This window comes from Pelobium manganitolerans, from assembly GCF_003609575.1.
Taxonomy (GTDB): Bacteria; Bacteroidota; Bacteroidia; order Sphingobacteriales; family Sphingobacteriaceae; genus Pseudopedobacter; species Pseudopedobacter manganitolerans.
In genome coordinates this window covers 122,744-137,669 of the sequence record NZ_MBTA01000005.1, presented here as the reverse complement: position 1 = coordinate 137,669, position 14,926 = coordinate 122,744, and the positions used below count along the sequence as shown (strand labels likewise).

At 39.8% G+C, this 14,926-nt stretch carries 28 protein-coding genes and 1 pseudogene; all 29 read right to left on the bottom strand.

All coding sequences use genetic code 11. From position 1 onward, the window contains the following. Complete coding sequence (rpsD, locus tag BCY91_RS05575) at positions 1 to 609, bottom strand: 30S ribosomal protein S4 (RefSeq protein ID WP_120181033.1); 609 nt, start codon at positions 607 to 609, stop codon at positions 1 to 3. Between the two features lie 63 nt (positions 610 to 672). Further along, complete coding sequence (gene rpsK / locus BCY91_RS05570; protein ID WP_120181032.1) at positions 673 to 1,062, bottom strand: 30S ribosomal protein S11; 390 nt, start codon at positions 1,060 to 1,062, stop codon at positions 673 to 675. A 16-nt stretch (positions 1,063 to 1,078) separates the two neighbouring features. Further along, positions 1,079 to 1,456, bottom strand: coding sequence for a 30S ribosomal protein S13 (rpsM, locus tag BCY91_RS05565; protein ID WP_120181031.1), 378 nt, complete (start codon positions 1,454 to 1,456; stop codon positions 1,079 to 1,081). A gap of 25 nt (positions 1,457 to 1,481) precedes the next feature. Continuing rightward, the gene (gene ykgO / locus BCY91_RS05560; RefSeq protein WP_120181030.1) at positions 1,482 to 1,598 is read right to left on the bottom strand and encodes a type B 50S ribosomal protein L36; all 117 of its coding nucleotides are present in this window, start codon (positions 1,596 to 1,598) and stop codon (positions 1,482 to 1,484) included. A gap of 2 nt (positions 1,599 to 1,600) precedes the next feature. Further along, complete coding sequence (infA, locus tag BCY91_RS05555; RefSeq protein WP_017257530.1) at positions 1,601 to 1,819, bottom strand: translation initiation factor IF-1; 219 nt, start codon at positions 1,817 to 1,819, stop codon at positions 1,601 to 1,603. A 71-nt stretch (positions 1,820 to 1,890) separates the two neighbouring features. After that, entirely contained in the window at positions 1,891 to 2,673 is a 783-nt protein-coding gene (map, locus tag BCY91_RS05550) for a type I methionyl aminopeptidase (protein ID WP_120181029.1), read from the bottom strand. A 7-nt stretch (positions 2,674 to 2,680) separates the two neighbouring features. Further along, a complete protein-coding gene (gene secY / locus BCY91_RS05545) occupies positions 2,681 to 4,018 on the bottom strand; it encodes a preprotein translocase subunit SecY (protein ID WP_120181028.1) in 1,338 nt (445 codons plus the stop codon). Between the two features lie 9 nt (positions 4,019 to 4,027). Beyond that, complete coding sequence (rplO, locus tag BCY91_RS05540; RefSeq protein ID WP_120181027.1) at positions 4,028 to 4,474, bottom strand: 50S ribosomal protein L15; 447 nt, start codon at positions 4,472 to 4,474, stop codon at positions 4,028 to 4,030. Between the two features lie 5 nt (positions 4,475 to 4,479). Further along, positions 4,480 to 4,659: a 50S ribosomal protein L30 gene (gene rpmD / locus BCY91_RS05535; RefSeq protein WP_120181026.1), complete on the bottom strand. Its 180-nt coding sequence runs from the start codon at positions 4,657 to 4,659 to the stop codon at positions 4,480 to 4,482. Between the two features lie 4 nt (positions 4,660 to 4,663). Then, on the bottom strand, positions 4,664 to 5,182 hold the full coding sequence (gene rpsE, locus BCY91_RS05530; RefSeq protein ID WP_120181025.1) for a 30S ribosomal protein S5: 519 nt from the start codon (positions 5,180 to 5,182) through the stop codon (positions 4,664 to 4,666). A 12-nt stretch (positions 5,183 to 5,194) separates the two neighbouring features. Next, complete coding sequence (rplR, locus tag BCY91_RS05525; RefSeq protein WP_120181024.1) at positions 5,195 to 5,551, bottom strand: 50S ribosomal protein L18; 357 nt, start codon at positions 5,549 to 5,551, stop codon at positions 5,195 to 5,197. Positions 5,552 to 5,556: 5 nt separating this feature from the next. Then, a complete protein-coding gene (gene rplF, locus BCY91_RS05520) occupies positions 5,557 to 6,114 on the bottom strand; it encodes a 50S ribosomal protein L6 (protein ID WP_120181023.1) in 558 nt (185 codons plus the stop codon). 18 nt (positions 6,115 to 6,132) lie between these two features. Beyond that, positions 6,133 to 6,531: a 30S ribosomal protein S8 gene (gene rpsH / locus BCY91_RS05515; protein ID WP_120181022.1), complete on the bottom strand. Its 399-nt coding sequence runs from the start codon at positions 6,529 to 6,531 to the stop codon at positions 6,133 to 6,135. Positions 6,532 to 6,602: 71 nt separating this feature from the next. After that, positions 6,603 to 6,872, bottom strand: coding sequence for a 30S ribosomal protein S14 (rpsN, locus tag BCY91_RS05510; protein WP_120181021.1), 270 nt, complete (start codon positions 6,870 to 6,872; stop codon positions 6,603 to 6,605). Continuing rightward, the gene (gene rplE / locus BCY91_RS05505; protein WP_120181020.1) at positions 6,865 to 7,434 is read right to left on the bottom strand and encodes a 50S ribosomal protein L5; all 570 of its coding nucleotides are present in this window, start codon (positions 7,432 to 7,434) and stop codon (positions 6,865 to 6,867) included. Before rplE ends, rpsN begins: the two co-directional genes overlap by 8 nt. Further along, the gene (rplX, locus tag BCY91_RS05500; protein WP_120181019.1) at positions 7,434 to 7,769 is read right to left on the bottom strand and encodes a 50S ribosomal protein L24; all 336 of its coding nucleotides are present in this window, start codon (positions 7,767 to 7,769) and stop codon (positions 7,434 to 7,436) included. The genes rplE and rplX overlap by 1 nt, the downstream gene beginning before the upstream one ends. Position 7,770: 1 nt before the next feature. Then, entirely contained in the window at positions 7,771 to 8,139 is a 369-nt protein-coding gene (rplN, locus tag BCY91_RS05495; RefSeq protein WP_120181018.1) for a 50S ribosomal protein L14, read from the bottom strand. A gap of 1 nt (position 8,140) precedes the next feature. Further along, positions 8,141 to 8,395: a 30S ribosomal protein S17 gene (rpsQ, locus tag BCY91_RS05490; RefSeq protein WP_120181017.1), complete on the bottom strand. Its 255-nt coding sequence runs from the start codon at positions 8,393 to 8,395 to the stop codon at positions 8,141 to 8,143. 14 nt (positions 8,396 to 8,409) lie between these two features. Next, the gene (gene rpmC / locus BCY91_RS05485; protein ID WP_120181016.1) at positions 8,410 to 8,622 is read right to left on the bottom strand and encodes a 50S ribosomal protein L29; all 213 of its coding nucleotides are present in this window, start codon (positions 8,620 to 8,622) and stop codon (positions 8,410 to 8,412) included. A gap of 70 nt (positions 8,623 to 8,692) precedes the next feature. Continuing rightward, on the bottom strand, positions 8,693 to 9,115 hold the full coding sequence (gene rplP, locus BCY91_RS05480; protein WP_120181015.1) for a 50S ribosomal protein L16: 423 nt from the start codon (positions 9,113 to 9,115) through the stop codon (positions 8,693 to 8,695). Between the two features lie 38 nt (positions 9,116 to 9,153). Then, complete coding sequence (rpsC, locus tag BCY91_RS05475; protein ID WP_120181014.1) at positions 9,154 to 9,936, bottom strand: 30S ribosomal protein S3; 783 nt, start codon at positions 9,934 to 9,936, stop codon at positions 9,154 to 9,156. A gap of 6 nt (positions 9,937 to 9,942) precedes the next feature. After that, positions 9,943 to 10,305: a 50S ribosomal protein L22 gene (gene rplV / locus BCY91_RS05470; protein ID WP_120181013.1), complete on the bottom strand. Its 363-nt coding sequence runs from the start codon at positions 10,303 to 10,305 to the stop codon at positions 9,943 to 9,945. 7 nt (positions 10,306 to 10,312) lie between these two features. After that, a complete protein-coding gene (gene rpsS / locus BCY91_RS05465) occupies positions 10,313 to 10,579 on the bottom strand; it encodes a 30S ribosomal protein S19 (RefSeq protein WP_120181012.1) in 267 nt (88 codons plus the stop codon). Then, entirely contained in the window at positions 10,579 to 11,403 is an 825-nt protein-coding gene (rplB, locus tag BCY91_RS05460) for a 50S ribosomal protein L2 (RefSeq protein WP_120181011.1), read from the bottom strand. The genes rpsS and rplB overlap by 1 nt, the downstream gene beginning before the upstream one ends. 7 nt (positions 11,404 to 11,410) lie before the next feature. Further along, positions 11,411 to 11,701: a 50S ribosomal protein L23 gene (gene rplW, locus BCY91_RS05455; protein ID WP_120181010.1), complete on the bottom strand. Its 291-nt coding sequence runs from the start codon at positions 11,699 to 11,701 to the stop codon at positions 11,411 to 11,413. A gap of 1 nt (position 11,702) precedes the next feature. Beyond that, on the bottom strand, positions 11,703 to 12,332 hold the full coding sequence (gene rplD / locus BCY91_RS05450; protein ID WP_120181009.1) for a 50S ribosomal protein L4: 630 nt from the start codon (positions 12,330 to 12,332) through the stop codon (positions 11,703 to 11,705). A gap of 1 nt (position 12,333) precedes the next feature. Further along, positions 12,334 to 12,951 (bottom strand): 50S ribosomal protein L3, encoded by a 618-nt coding sequence (rplC, locus tag BCY91_RS05445; protein WP_120181008.1) that lies wholly within the window; start codon positions 12,949 to 12,951, stop codon positions 12,334 to 12,336. 1,292 nt (positions 12,952 to 14,243) lie between these two features. Next, positions 14,244 to 14,574, bottom strand: a pseudogene (locus BCY91_RS17705) (HepT-like ribonuclease domain-containing protein). Beyond that, positions 14,567 to 14,860 carry a nucleotidyltransferase family protein gene (locus BCY91_RS05435; protein WP_120181007.1) on the bottom strand — a complete coding sequence of 98 codons (294 nt, stop codon included), beginning with the start codon at positions 14,858 to 14,860 and terminating at the stop codon, positions 14,567 to 14,569. Before BCY91_RS05435 ends, BCY91_RS17705 begins: the two are co-directional and overlap by 8 nt. Between the last annotated feature and the right edge of the window lie 66 nt (positions 14,861 to 14,926).

The window sequence follows — 14,926 nt, the reverse complement described above, 5'->3', positions numbered from 1 at the left end:
TTATTTAGAGTACAACTCGACGATTAAGTTTTCCTTAATGTTTTCTGGAATACTTTCACGCTCTGGATATTGTAAAAATTTACCAGAAAGCGCTTTTGAATCCCACTCGAACCAGCTGTATTTGTTAATTGTACGGCCAGCAACTGAGTTAGTGATTGTTTCTAAAGATTTAGATTTCTCTCTAACTTCAATTACATCACCTGCTTTAAGTAGGTAAGATGGAATGTTTACCACAGCACCGTTAACGGTGATATGTCTGTGAGAAACTAACTGACGTGCACCAGATCTGGTTGGTGCAATACCTAAACGGTAAACTGCGTTATCTAAACGAGCTTCCAATAACTGAAGCAAGTTAGTACCTGTAATACCGCCTTTAGCAGATGCTTTTTTGAAAAGGTTAGAGAATTGTTTCTCCAACACACCATAAGTGTATTTTACCTTTTGTTTTTCTTGCAACTGGGTTGCGTACTCCGACTGCTTTCCTCTTCTTTTTGAAGCACCGTGCTGTCCGGGAGGGTAATTTTTTCTTTCTAATGCCTTATCAGGACCAAAAATTGGTTCTCTGAATTTACGGGCGATTTTGGATTTTGGACCTGTATATCTAGCCATTTTGTGTGTTTTAAAGTATCGTCCCAGCTAAACCCCGGGCGAATCTTATCTTTAAAATAATTATTAAACTCTTCTTCTTTTTGGTGGGCGACATCCGTTGTGCGGAAGCGGCGTAATATCTCTGATTACGGTTACTTCTAAACCAGAGTTTTGTAAAGTACGGATTGCCGACTCGCGACCAGAACCTGGACCTTTTACAAAAACCTCTACTTTACGAAGACCTAAATCATGAGCTGCTTTACCACAGTCAATAGCGGCTTGTGAAGCTGCGTAAGGAGTATTCTTTTTAGACCCTTTGAAACCTTGCTTTCCGGCTGATGACCAAGAAATAGTTTGACCTTGGTTGTTTGTTAGGGTAATAATGATGTTATTAAAAGTAGCGTTAATATGTGCTTGCCCAACTGGCTCAACTACAACTAAACGCTTTTTAGTAACTTTTTTTGACTTAGCCATTTCTTACTATCAATTATTATTTAGTAGCTTTTTTCTTGTTCGCAACAGTTTTTCTCTTTCCTTTACGGGTACGAGAGTTGTTTTTGGTTCGTTGCCCACGTAGTGGCAAACCTTTCCTGTGACGTAGTCCTCTGTAACAACCGATATCCATTAAACGTTTGATGTTTAACTGCACTTCAGAGCGCAATTGGCCTTCAACTTTGATAGACTCGTTGATGATGTTACGGATCGCTGTTAATTCTTCATCGGTCCAATCTTGAACTTTTTTATCTACGCTGATGCCAGCTTGCTCTAAAATAGACTGAGCTGTGCTTCTTCCTATTCCGTAGATATAAGTAAGGCCGATCTCTCCTCTTTTGTTTTTTGGTAAATCTATACCTGCTATCCTTGCCATTTGTGTTTGTTGATAGTTTTAATAATTAACCTTGACGCTGCTTGAACTTAGGATTCTTTTTGTTGATAACGTAAAGTTTCCCTTTCCTGCGGATGATTTTGCAATCAGCGCTGCGTTTTTTAATGGATGCTCTAACTTTCATTTCTATTTATACCTATAAGTAATTCTACCTTTTGTAAGATCATATGGAGACATCTCCAACTTAACGCGGTCCCCCGGTAAAATTTTGATGTAGTGCATCCTCATTTTACCCGAAATATGCGCGATAATCTCATGACCGTTCTCCAGTTCAACACGGAACATTGCATTAGATAATGCTTCTTTAATAATCCCGTCTTGCTCTATAGAGGATTGTTTAGCCATATTTGTTTGATTTTTACTGTTTTAGCACCGCCCAAAGCGGGACGCAAAATTAAGTAAAAATATTTTAATTTTTATTTTTTATTTAAAACTTCTTCTACGTATGCAAACGTAGATAGTACATCTGCTTTACCTTTTTTAATCGCAACTGTATGCTCAAAATGTGCAGAAGGCTTTTTGTCTATGGTTGAAACCGTCCAGCCGTCGTTCCAGAATTTAACAGCGGCCCTGCCCGCGTTAATCATCGGTTCAATAGCTAAAACCATCCCCTCAACCAACTTAATGCCCGAGCCTCTTTTACCGTAGTTTGGCACATCTGGTTTCTCGTGCAACATTTTACCCACGCCATGCCCCACCAACTCTTTCACTACACCGTAGCCATGTCTTTCTGCGTGCTGCTGGCAAGCATAACCGATATCGCCAACGCGGTTGCCCACTATGGCTTTCTCGATGGCTAAATCCAAGCATTCTTGGGTGACCTTTAACAATTGTTTGGTTTCTTCTTCAACCTCACCTATCATAAAGGTATAAGCCGAGTCGCCAAAATAACCGTCTTTTATTACGCCACAATCTACAGAAACGATATCGCCACTTTGCAACTGATAGTCGCTTGGGAAACCGTGCACCACTTGATCATTTAAAGAAATGCACAGTGTGTACGGAAAACCGTTATAGTTTAAAAAGGCTGGTATTGCGCCATTATCTCTTATAAACTCTTCAGCAACTTTGTTCAGCTGTTTTGTAGAAACACCCTCGCCGATGATTTTTGCAACCTCGGCGTGGGTTCTAGCTACCAATTGCGAACTCGCTCTGATTAGCTCAATTTCTTCTGGCGACTTGAGGATTATTTTTCGCATTATCGATTTAGATCACTGCTTCTGAAGTACCAACAGAAGTAGTTGCCGTACGACCGCTAATTCTTCCCGTCTTCATCAAACCATCGTAATGGCGCATCAATAAGTGACTTTCGATTTGTTGCAAAGTATCTAAAACTACCGCTACTAAAATCAGCAAAGAAGTACCTCCAAAGAAGTGCGCAAATTGCGAGTTAACACCTGCGATAATTGCAAATGCCGGTAAAATAGCGATGATAGCTAAAAATATAGAACCTGGGAAAGTAATCCTAGAGATAATTGCGTCGATAAAATCGGCAGTTGCTTTACCTGGTTTAATGCCCGGTACAAAGCCACCGTTCTTTTTCATATCATCCGCCATTTGGTTAGGATTAATGGTGATTGCAGTGTAAAAGAACGTGAACAAGATAATAAGGATGGCAAAAGTAAGGTTGTAGGCAAATGAAGTATAATCACTAAATGATGCTAACAACGACGATTGCGCTGATGGGAAAAACTGCCCGATAGTTGAAGGGATAAACATAATTGCTTGCGCAAAAATGATCGGCATTACACCTGCCGCATTCAACTTTAACGGAATATACTGTCTTACACCGCCATACTGCTTATTCCCAACAATCTTTTTAGCGTATTGTACAGGTACTTTGCGTGTTCCTTGGATAATTAACACCGTAAATACTACCACGGCGAATAAGGCTACCAGCTCGATAAAGAACGCGATTAAACCTCCAGAACCGTTTAACCTAAACATAAACTCTCCAAAAATACCGTAAGGCAACTGTGCAATAATACCCACCATAATTAAGATAGAGATACCGTTACCAATACCTTTATCTGTGATTTTCTCACCCATCCACATTACAAACATGGTACCTGCGGTAAGGATAATCATTGAAGAAATGGTAAATAAAGGCTCGCTAATTAACCTAGCTTCCGGAGAAATCTGTGATTTAACGTAACCGATGGCTTGCAAAGCAGTAATACCGATAGTTAGGTAACGCGTAATCTGATCGATCTTCTTACGGCCACTTTCTCCTTCTTTCTGCATTTTTTGAAAATACGGAACTGCAATACCTAATAACTGAACCACGATGGACGCAGAGATATAAGGCATTACTCCTAAAGCGAAAATAGACGCTCTAGAAAAAGAACCTCCTGCAAACATGTTTAACAAACCCAGTAAGCCATCTTTGGCCTCTTGGTTGCTTAACGATGCCGGATCTACGCCAGGCAATACGATAAATGAACCGATTCTATATACCAAAAGAATTAAGAGTGTGTATAAAATACGCACTCTTAATTCCTCGATTTTCCAAATATTGGATAATGTCGTGAACAGCTTCTTCATGAAGTAAAATTATATTTTTTCAACCGAACCACCTAAAGCTTCGATAGCTTTTTGTGCTGTTGCAGTAAATCCGTGGGCTTTAACCTCAAGCTTTGTTTTAAGCTCGCCACGGCCTAAGATTTTTACTAAGTCATTTTTAGAAACTAAACCGTGCGCTCTCAAAGTTTCTAAAGAAACAGCACTTAAATTAAATTTCTCTGCAATGCCTTGTAAAACATCTAAATTAATTCCAACGTACTCAACACGGTTCGGGTTTTTAAATCCTACTTTTGGCACACGGCGCTGTAAAGGCATTTGACCACCTTCAAAACCAACTTTTGAAGAGTAACCAGAGCGCGAGCCCGCACCTTTATGTCCGCGTGTGGAAGTACCGCCACGTCCAGAACCGGTACCACGACCAATTCTTTTTCTATTTTTTACTGAACCTTCTGCAGGTTTTAAGTTACTTAAATTCATGGTAATTATACTTTTTCTACGGCTACCAAATGATTTACTTTTTTAACCATTCCGATGATTGCCGGATTAGCTTCTACTTCAACGGTGCTGTTAATTTTGGTTAAACCCAAAGCCTGCATCGTTCTTTTTTGGCGTTCGCTTCTATCAATAACGCTCTTAATCTGGGTGATTTTTATCTTAGCCATCTTCTTAACCGTTAAAAACTTTATCTAATGAAACACCTCTTTGTTGAGCTACCGTGCGTGCATCTCTCATTTGAGATAGCGCAGAAATAGTTGCTTTAACCACGTTGTGCGGGTTAGAAGAACCTTTAGACTTTGCCAATACGTTGTGGATACCGGCAGATTCTAATACAGCCCTCATCGCACCACCGGCAATTACTCCGGTACCGTTTGCTGCTGGTTTTAAGAAAACAAAACCGCCAGAAAACTTACCTATTTGCTCATGCGGGATGGTGTTGTTAATTACAGGTACTTTTACCAAGTTCTTTTTAGCATCATCGATACCTTTGGCAATGGCCTCGGTAACCTCTTTTGCTTTACCTAAACCGTAGCCTACTACACCGTTTTCATCACCTACTACAACAATAGCAGAGAAACTGAAAGTACGACCACCTTTGGTAACTTTAGCAACACGTTGGATACTAACTAAACGATCTTTTAATTCAATCTCGTTCGCTTTTACTCTCTTTATATTTATAGTTGACATGCTATACTTCCATTAAAAGATTAAACCACCCTCACGTGCGCCTTCGGCCAAAGATTTAATGCGGCCATGGTACAAGTAACCATTTCTATCAAAAACAACTTCTTTAATGCCGGCGGCAACAGCTTTCTCAGCTACTTTTTTGCCCACTTCTTTTGATTGGTCTATTTTAGTACCTGATGCACTAAAATCTTTCTCTAAAGATGAAGCTGCTACCAACGTTTTACCGTCGTTGTCATTTATAATTTGAGCGTAAATGCCTTTATTGCTTCTGAAAACAGATAAGCGAGGGCGCTCTTGAGACCCAGAAATTCTTTTTCTGATGCCTTTTTTTATTCTATCCCTGCGGGATGTTTTAACTTTTCCTGCCATTACAATTATTTTTTAGATGCCGACTTACCTGCTTTTCTTCTCAACTCTTCACCAACAAACTTAATACCTTTACCTTTGTAAGGTTCTGGTGCTCTTAACGAGCGAATCTTTGCCGCTACTTGTCCAAGTAACTGTTTGTCAATAGATTCTAAAGTGATAATTGGGTTCTTTCCTTTTTCTGATGCGGTAGCAACTTTAACTTCTGGCGGAAGCGCAAAAACTACGTGGTGAGAAAAACCTAAAACCAAATCTAAAGTATTTCCTTGGTTAGATGCTCTGTAACCCACACCCACTAATTCTTGTTGAACTTTATAACCTTCAGTAACGCCAACAACCATGTTGTTAATTAAAGCCCTGTACAAACCGTGCAAAGCTTTGTGGCGTTTTTGATCGGTTGGTCGTTTCACAACGATGTTTCCGTCTTCTTCAGCTACAGTAATGTCTGAATCTACTTGCTGACTTAATTCTCCTTTTGGGCCTTTAACCGTTACTAAATTGTCTTTAGATACTGTTAACGTTACGCCATTTGGAACTGGAATTGGTGATTTACCTACTCTTGACATTTCTTAAACCTCCTTAAACTAGTAAACGTAACATAAAACTTCGCCACCAACATTAAGTTGTTTTGCTTCTTTATCGGTCATTACACCTTTAGAAGTTGACAATATGGCTATACCTAAACCATTTAATACTCTTGGCATATCGCCCGTACCTGCATATTTTCTCAAACCTGGTCTACTGGCTCTCGCAATGCTGCGGATAGCCGGAACTTTGGTTATCGGATGGTATTTCAAAGCTACTTTAATGGTGCCTTGAACGTTGTTGTCCTCAAACTTGTAGTTCGTGATGTAACCTTTGTCAAAAAGAACTTTTGTGATTTCTTTTTTAAGGTTTGATGCAGGAATTTCTACAACCCTGTGGTTGGCCTTGATGGCATTCCTTACTCTTGTAAGATAATCTGCGATTGGATCTGTATACATTATTATTGATGTAAAAAAAAGAATTTTTCGGACCGCAAAGGTACAAAAAATTCTTTATGATTATTTTTCTTTTACCAGCTAGCTTTTCTTACTCCTGGGATTTTGCCTGCTAGAGCCATTTCGCGGAAGGTAACACGCGAAATACCAAACTGGCGCATATAACCTCTTGGTCTTCCGGTTAACTTACATCTGTTGTGCAAACGTACCGGCGAAGCGTTTTTAGGCAATTTATCTAAGCCTTCGTAATCTCCGGCTGCTTTTAATGCCTCTCTTTTTGCCGCGTATTTTTCAACCAACTTTTGGCGTTTTAGCTCACGAGCTTTAATTCCTTCTTTAGCCATTGTTAACTATGTTATGATTTTTAAATGGTAAACCGAATTGTTTAAGCAATTCTAATGCTTCTAAATCTGTACCCGCAGAAGTCACAAAAGTAATATCCATACCTTGGATTTTATTGATTTTGTCAATGTTGATCTCTGGGAAGATAATTTGTTCTGACACACCCAAAGTATAGTTACCTTGGCCGTCAAAACCTTTATCATTAATACCTTTGAAATCGCGGATACGAGGAAGTGCAACAGAAATTAAACGGTCTAAAAACTCGTACATTTGGTTATCGCGCAAAGTAACACGCACACCTACCGGCATACCTTTACGCAATTTAAAGTTAGAGATGTCTTTTTTAGACTTTGCTGCTACGGCTTGCTGGCCAGTAATGGTTGTTAGCTCTAAAATTGCAGATTCAACCACCTTTTTGTCAGTTACACCAGCGCCAACACCTTGGTTAATCGCTATTTTCTGCAACTTAGGTACTTGCATAACGCTTTTGTATTGGAATTTATCCTTCAAAGCGCTTACAATTTCCTCTTTGTATTTGTTTTTTAATCTTGGTGCGTAAGCCATTACTTAATTTCCTCCCCAGATTTTTTAGCTATTCTAATTACTTTCCCGTCTTCATTTCTTTTTCTGCTCACACGTGTAGCTTTACCAGATTTAGGATCTATTAAAGACACGTTAGAAATATGAATTGGGGCTTCTTTTTTTACAATGCCACCATTAGGGTTGGCTGCGTTTGGTTTAGTATGTTTAGATACCATGTTGGTACCTTCTACCAATACGCGATTGGTTTTGGTAATTACCTCAAGCACCTTGCCTTGTTGCCCTTTTGAGTCGCCTGCTATAACCTTAACTAAATCTCCTTTACGGATGTTCAGTTTTACTTTTTTATTGTTTTCCATATTACAATACCTCCGGTGCTAATGATACAATTTTCATGAATTGTTTTTCACGCAGCTCTCTTGCAACAGGGCCGAAAATACGGGTTCCTCTTGGCTCGTCTTGTGCGTTCAACAAAACAGCAGCATTATCGTCGAAACGGATATAAGAACCGTCTTTTCTTCTTATCTCCTTTTTAGTCCTTACTACTACGGCTTTTGATACAGTACCTTTTTTGATGTTTCCAGAAGGGATTGCGCTTTTTACGGTAACAACCACTTTATCTCCAATAGAAGCATATCTTTTACGGGTACCGCCTAAAACTCTAATTACTAAAACCTCTTTAGCGCCCGAGTTATCGGCTACATTTAGTCTTGATTCCTGTTGTACCATCTTACTTAGCCCTTTCTAAAATTTCAACTAATCTCCAGTTCTTATTTTTACTCAGCGGACGTGTCTCCATGATCAAAACGGTATCGCCGATACCGCAATCATTCTTCTCGTCATGAGCCATAAATTTGGTCGTCGTTTTTACGAACTTACCATAAATTGGGTGTTTCACTTTACGCTCAACCGCTACAACAATGGATTTATCCATTTTGTTGCTCAACACTAACCCAGTTCTTGTTTTTCTTAATTTTCTTTCCATTTCGACTTTAAAAATTATGAATTACTATCAGAAACTGCCTTAGCCTTGCGCTGACTTAATTCGGTGTTGAAACGAGCAATATCCTTTCTCGCCTTGTTAATCCTGGTCGGGTTTTCTATAGCAGAAACTGCGTGCGCAAACTTTAATTTGGTCAGGTTTGCTTTTTCCTCTTGAATCCTGGTTACGATTTCTTCTGTAGACAGGTCTTTGATTTCTGAGTATTTCATTCTTATTGTTAGTTAATAGTTAAAGTTGTCTTTGTAGGGTAACGGCCAACAAAAAAAACTAAAAACTTGTTTATGCTTCTACGTAATCTCTACGTACTACAAACTTTGTTTGAACTGGTAATTTCTGTGCTGCTAAACGCATAGCTTCTTTAGCAACTTCATAAGGCACACCTTCTGCTTCGAAAAGGATACGGCCTGGCCTTACCACTGCCACCCAGTATTCTGGCGCACCTTTACCTTTACCCATACGTACCTCTGCAGGCTTTTTAGTAACGGGTTTATCAGGGAAGATACGGATCCAAACTTGACCTTCACGTTTCATGAAACGCGTAACCGCGATACGTGCGGCTTCTATCTGACGGCTGGTGATCCAGCTTTCTTCTAATGATTTTATACCGAATGAACCGAAAGACAACTCAGCACCACGAGAGGCTAAACCTTTCATTCTGCCTTTTTGCATCTTTCTGAACTTCGTTCTTTTTGGCTGTAACATTACTTTGTCTTTAAATCGTTAAACGATAGTTCTACTATTTATCTTTTTCCTCTGCCGGCACCTGCACCGCCTCTGTTGTTTCCACCGCGGTGTCCGCCTTTTCTGTCGCCACGGTTATTATCGCGCGATCCAAAGCCACCTTCTGGTTTGCCACCTTTGCCTGTGTTTGCACCGATGTTTGGAGAAAGATCTCTTTTACCATAAACTTCGCCTTTACAGATCCAAACTTTGATACCTATTTTACCATAGGTAGTTAAAGCTTCGCCCAAAGCATAGTCTATATCAGCTCTTAAGGTATGCAACGGTGTTCTACCGTCTTTATACTGCTCGCTGCGCGCCATCTCGGCACCGCCTAAACGGCCAGAGCACATAATTTTGATCCCTTCTGCGCCCATTCTCATGGTTGATGCGATTGAAGTTTTCATCGCTCTACGGAAAGAAATCCTGGCTTCTAACTGTTTCGCAACACCGTCTGCCACTAATTGTGCGTCTAACTCCGGACGTTTGATCTCGAAAATGTTGATCTGTACGTCTTTTTTAGTTAGTTTTTTAAGCTCTTCTTTGATTTTATCAACCTCAGAACCGCCTTTACCGATAACGATACCCGGACGAGCTGTATGAATAGTAACTGTGATACGTTTTAACGTTCTTTCGATTACCACTTTAGCCACACCGCCTTTAGCGATACGTGCAGATAGATATTTACGGATTTTTTCGTCCTCAACTAATTTATCAGCGTATTTATTACCACCGTACCAGTTAGAATCCCATCCTCTTACGATGCCTAACCTTAGTCCTATTGGATTAGCTTTTTGTCCCATTTCTGCTTAATTAGTTTGAGGTTCAACATTCTTACTATCTACAACCAAAGTAACGTGGTTAGAACGCTTGCGAATTCTGTATCCACGGCCTTGTGGTGCTGGTCTTAAACGCTTTAACTGGCGACCACCGTCAACCATTACTGTTTTCACAAACAATTTAGCGTCTTCTGGGCGTTGACCCTCATTTTTAGTTTCCCAGTTTTTGATAGCAGACAACAATAATTTCTCAACTTTTGTTGCTGCCTCTTTGTTGCTATATTTTAATATGTAAAGTGCCTTTTCAACAGCTTCACCCCTGATCAGATCTACAACCAGTCTCATTTTACGAGGTGAAGATGGGCAATTCTTTAATTTTGCTACTGCTTCCATTGCTTAATTATTTTTTCTTATCAGCGTGTCCTCTAAATGTTCTGGTTGGGGCAAACTCACCAAGTTTATGACCAACCATGTTTTCAGTTACGTAAACCGGAATAAACTTGTTTCCGTTGTGCACTGCGAAAGTGTGACCTACGAAATCCGGAGAAATCATTGATCTTCTTGACCAGGTTTTAATTACGGTTTTTTTGCCTGATTCATTCATAGTAGAGACTTTTTTCTCTACGTTATGATCTATATAAGGTCCTTTTTTAATCGAACGAGCCATTATTTCTTCCTCCTCTCAATGATGAAACGATTTGAGTATTTCTTTTTGTCGCGGGTTTTAAAGCCTTTAGCCAATAAACCTTTTCTTGAACGTGGGTGACCACCTGATGATCTACCCTCACCACCACCCATTGGGTGATCTACTGGGTTCATGGCCACACCTCTAACACGTGGACGACGACCTAACCAGCGTTTTTTACCGGCTTTACCTAACACTTCATTTGCATGAGATGAGTTAGATACTGTACCGATAGTTGCTGTACAGGTAACTAAGATTAAACGAGTTTCACCAGAAGGCATTTTAATGGTAGCGTACTTACCGTCACGGGCTGCCAGTTGCGCATAAGAACCTGCGCTTCTTGCAATTTGGCCACCTTTTCCAGGCTTCAACTCAATGTTGTGGATAATAGAACCCAAAGGGATTTTTGCTAAAGAGATGGTATTTCCAAGATCTGGAGCTACGTTTTCTCCGGCAATAACCGTTTGTCCAACTTTTAAACCTTCAGGGCAGATGATATATCTCTTTTCACCATCTACATAATGCAATAGGGCAATGTGGGCTGTACGGTTTGGATCGTACTCTACTGTTGCAACTTTTGCGGGGATGTCTTTTTTATCGCGTTTAAAATCTATTAATCGGTACAATTGCTTGTGTCCCCCACCGATATAACGCATAGTCATTTTACCAGCATGGTTACGGCCACCAGAGCGCGTTTTTTTCACTGTAAGTGATTTCTCAGGCGTGTTGGTAGTGATTTCAGAAAAATCGTTACCTACTCTGAAACGGGTTCCGGGGGTTACTGGTTTAAATTTTCTTAAGCCCATAATTCAATTAAATATTGCTATAAAAGTCAATAACTTCACCTTCTTTTAGGGTAATGATCGCTTTTTTGTATTTAGCGGCCCTACCTGATACCATACCAGCTTTAGTAGATCTGGTTTTTAATTTACCTACTACTACTGATGTGTTTACTGCTGCTACGTTTACACCGTACATGGCTTCAACAGCTGCAGCAATTTGTATTTTGTTAGCTCTGTGATCGCACTCAAACGTATAACGGTTCAGTTTCTCGGTCAACAAAGTAGCTTTTTCTGTTAATACAGGTTTTTTTAAGATTTCCATATTACTTGGCTAATGCCTCCTCCAATGTTTTTACCGAACCGGTAGTTAATACTAATTTCACTGCGTTTAACACATCGTAAGTGTTTAACTCATCTGCTGTAACCACTTTTGCTTTTTGGATGTTTTTGCTGGCCAAATACACATTTTTATTACCTTCTGGCAATACTACCAATGTTTTGGTGCCTTCAAAATTCAAAGCGTTTAGCAGGCTAACAAAGTTTTTAGTTTTTGGGGTATCAAAAGCGAAGTCTTCTAATACAACAAGGCTGTTATCTTTTACTTTGTAAGTTAAGGCCGATTTACGCGCCAACTCTTTCAGCTTTTTGTTCAACTTAAAGCTGTAATCGCGCGGTTGCGGGCCAAAAACTCTACCACCACCGTTAAACAATGGCGATTTGATGTTACCGGCACGTGCACCGCCTGTACCTTTTTGTTTGTACAATTTACGGGTTGAACCGGCAATCTCGTTACGTTGTTTTGCTTTGTGAGTTCCTTGGCGTTGGTTTGCTAGGTACTGTTTTACGTCTAAATAAATAGCGTGGTCATTTGGTTCAATACCGAAGATTCCCTCAGAAAGCTGCACCTTGGCACCTGTTTCTTTACCTGAGATGTCTAATACTTTAACTTCCATCTTACTTCTCGATTAATACGTACGAACCTTTAGCTCCCGGAACAGATCCGCTCACTACCAATAAATTTTGCTCAGCAAATACCTTAACAACTTGAAGGTTTTGGATTTTCACTCTGTCGCCACCAGTTCTTCCGGCCATTCTCATCCCTTTGAATACTCTTGAAGGATAAGAAGATGCACCTAATGAACCCGGAGCACGCATACGGTTGTGCTGACCGTGAGTTTGACCACCCACACCGCCAAATCCGTGACGTTTCACAACGCCCTGAAAACCTTTACCTTTAGAAGTACCCACTACATCAACGTAGTCTCCTTCTACAAAAAGATTAACATCCACTACTTCGCCTAGGGCTTTCTCTTCTGTAAAATACTTGAACTCTACCACTTTACGTTTTGGTGAAGTTCCGGCTTTTGCGAAGTGACCTTTTAGCGCCGCAGTTGTGTTTTTTTCTTTTTTCTCATCGTAAGCTAACTGCACCGCAGTGTAGCCATCATTTTCGATGGTTCTTACTTGTGTCACCACACAAGGTCCAGCTTGAATCACAGTACAAGGAACGTTCTTCCCCTCTGCGTCAAAAATGCTGGTCATTCCTACTTTTTTTCCAATAATTCCTGACATTTTTTAATTTAATTAACACCCATCGAAGCAGTAGGGCTTCGTTCAAGGTGGATACAATTTCCCCAAAAGGGACGGCAAAGATAGAAAAGTCTTATTAATAATCAAACAGTTAAGAATAAATTATTAAAATATTTTAAGGCGGTGTGTTTTCATGTAATTTGATGGTTGATGAGTAATCTGTTGCAGACTCTGTTTGCCCCGAAGAGTATTTTTTTGATGTAGCTAACGGGCGCTAGCTAAAGCTCGTCAATTGGAGTGTGGACACGAAGTTGATGCTTATCATTTGCGGGTTTTTTATCTGATTTTAAAAAAAAATGAATTAGGTGAAACAAAATGGTAGCCGTTGAAACGATTTGGTAGCTGTTGAAACATCAAATCCCTAATTTTTTGCTATTTGAAATTTTACTCCTTCGCTTAAGGAATACTTAAGGAATACTTAAAGTGCGCTTAAAAGGGCGTCTAAAAAAAGAGAAGCAAAAACATACACAGGTTTGGGTTTTGTAGTGCTGCCATGAAGACGCAAAGGCGCTAAAACGAATGGCTTGAGAGAAAGGACCGGTGTTTTACCTGTTTTCGAGAAGTTTATTTGTAGAGTCTGCGCTGACAAATCTCCGAACGTTTTGTTATAGTTAAAAAACGCATTTAATTGATTCCAAAAGAACTAGAATTTGCAAGAACTTGGCTTAGACACGGGAAGAGCTAAAAGCTTTAGATTAAAAAAATCTGAACGCTCAGGAATAGCTGCCGAAGTTTGCTGAGTTTTGCCGGGTTTTGCCACATTTCCCGTATTTTCTTCGAGACCGCTTCGAGACTTCTTCGAGAAATACACCCGTTTTCCCGAAGACAAGTGGGAGAAGTGTGGGAGCGGTACTGTCAAAAAAGCTCTCGAAAATTTATAAAATCTAACACACCTTGTCCGTACCTTCTTGGCTACTTGTTCGCAAAAAGTGCCGGTTTTGCGAAGGAGGTACGGAGGATTAGCGAAGAACTAGCGAACAAAGCCTTTTTCGTTTTCCAAGCACAAATACGCCAAACGGCGCCAAGCAACGCCAAGAGACGCCAAACAACGCCATGCCTAAAATATTATGAAAAGGGTGCAGTAGGCCTATTCTTAGCGGTCAGGTTGTGAGTAAACCACGAGAAAAGTAGAAGCTTTTGGTATTGCCACAAAGGCGCAAAGACACGAAGCTGGGCGAATTTTTAGGGTTGCGTTAAAACCTAAAGAGAACTGTAAGATATTTAAAAAGTTACTTTTTCGGCATTATCGGAATACGAGCGGCATGACGGGAATGTTAAAAAAGCGTTTCGATTTTCAACTTTAGATTTGGGATATGATTTTCAATGATATCCCACACTATTGCATTATCAATTCCAAAGTACTCGTGTATGATAAAATTTCTGAAATCTTTTAAAATCCTCCAATCTATCTCAGGATGATTGTCTTTAAAATCTGTTGAGAGCCTTGAAACCCTCTCCGATAATTTCAAAATTTCGCTCCACAGCATCTTTTGTTTTCGGGTCATTCGTATAGTCCTCGAAAGTGAAACTAGATGTGTATAAGAGGATTTTATTGATAGAGTCGGATATATCGACTAAAAGTAAAACATCATCCCGTTCAGACATGTATTAAGTTTTTTTCTACAAAAGGAAGATAATGAGGTTTAATTCCGCGGCGAGAGACTAAATCTATTTTTTGCTGAAATATATCTTCAAGATCATGAGCCAGTCTTATGAAATCAAATCCATCTATTTTCCCGTTAAAATCGACTAAAATGTCTATATCGCTATCTTTTCGATAATCTTCGCGTGCAAAAGAACCAAATAGGCCAATTTCTGATATAGGATACCTTTCCGCAAGTTTAGCCTTTTGCGTTTTTAGAATATGAAGCACCTCTCTTTTGGTATACATAGCGCGTAGTTTATCCAAAGATAATGAAACAATTGGGTCATAGCAGGCGCCTTCTGTCAAATAATG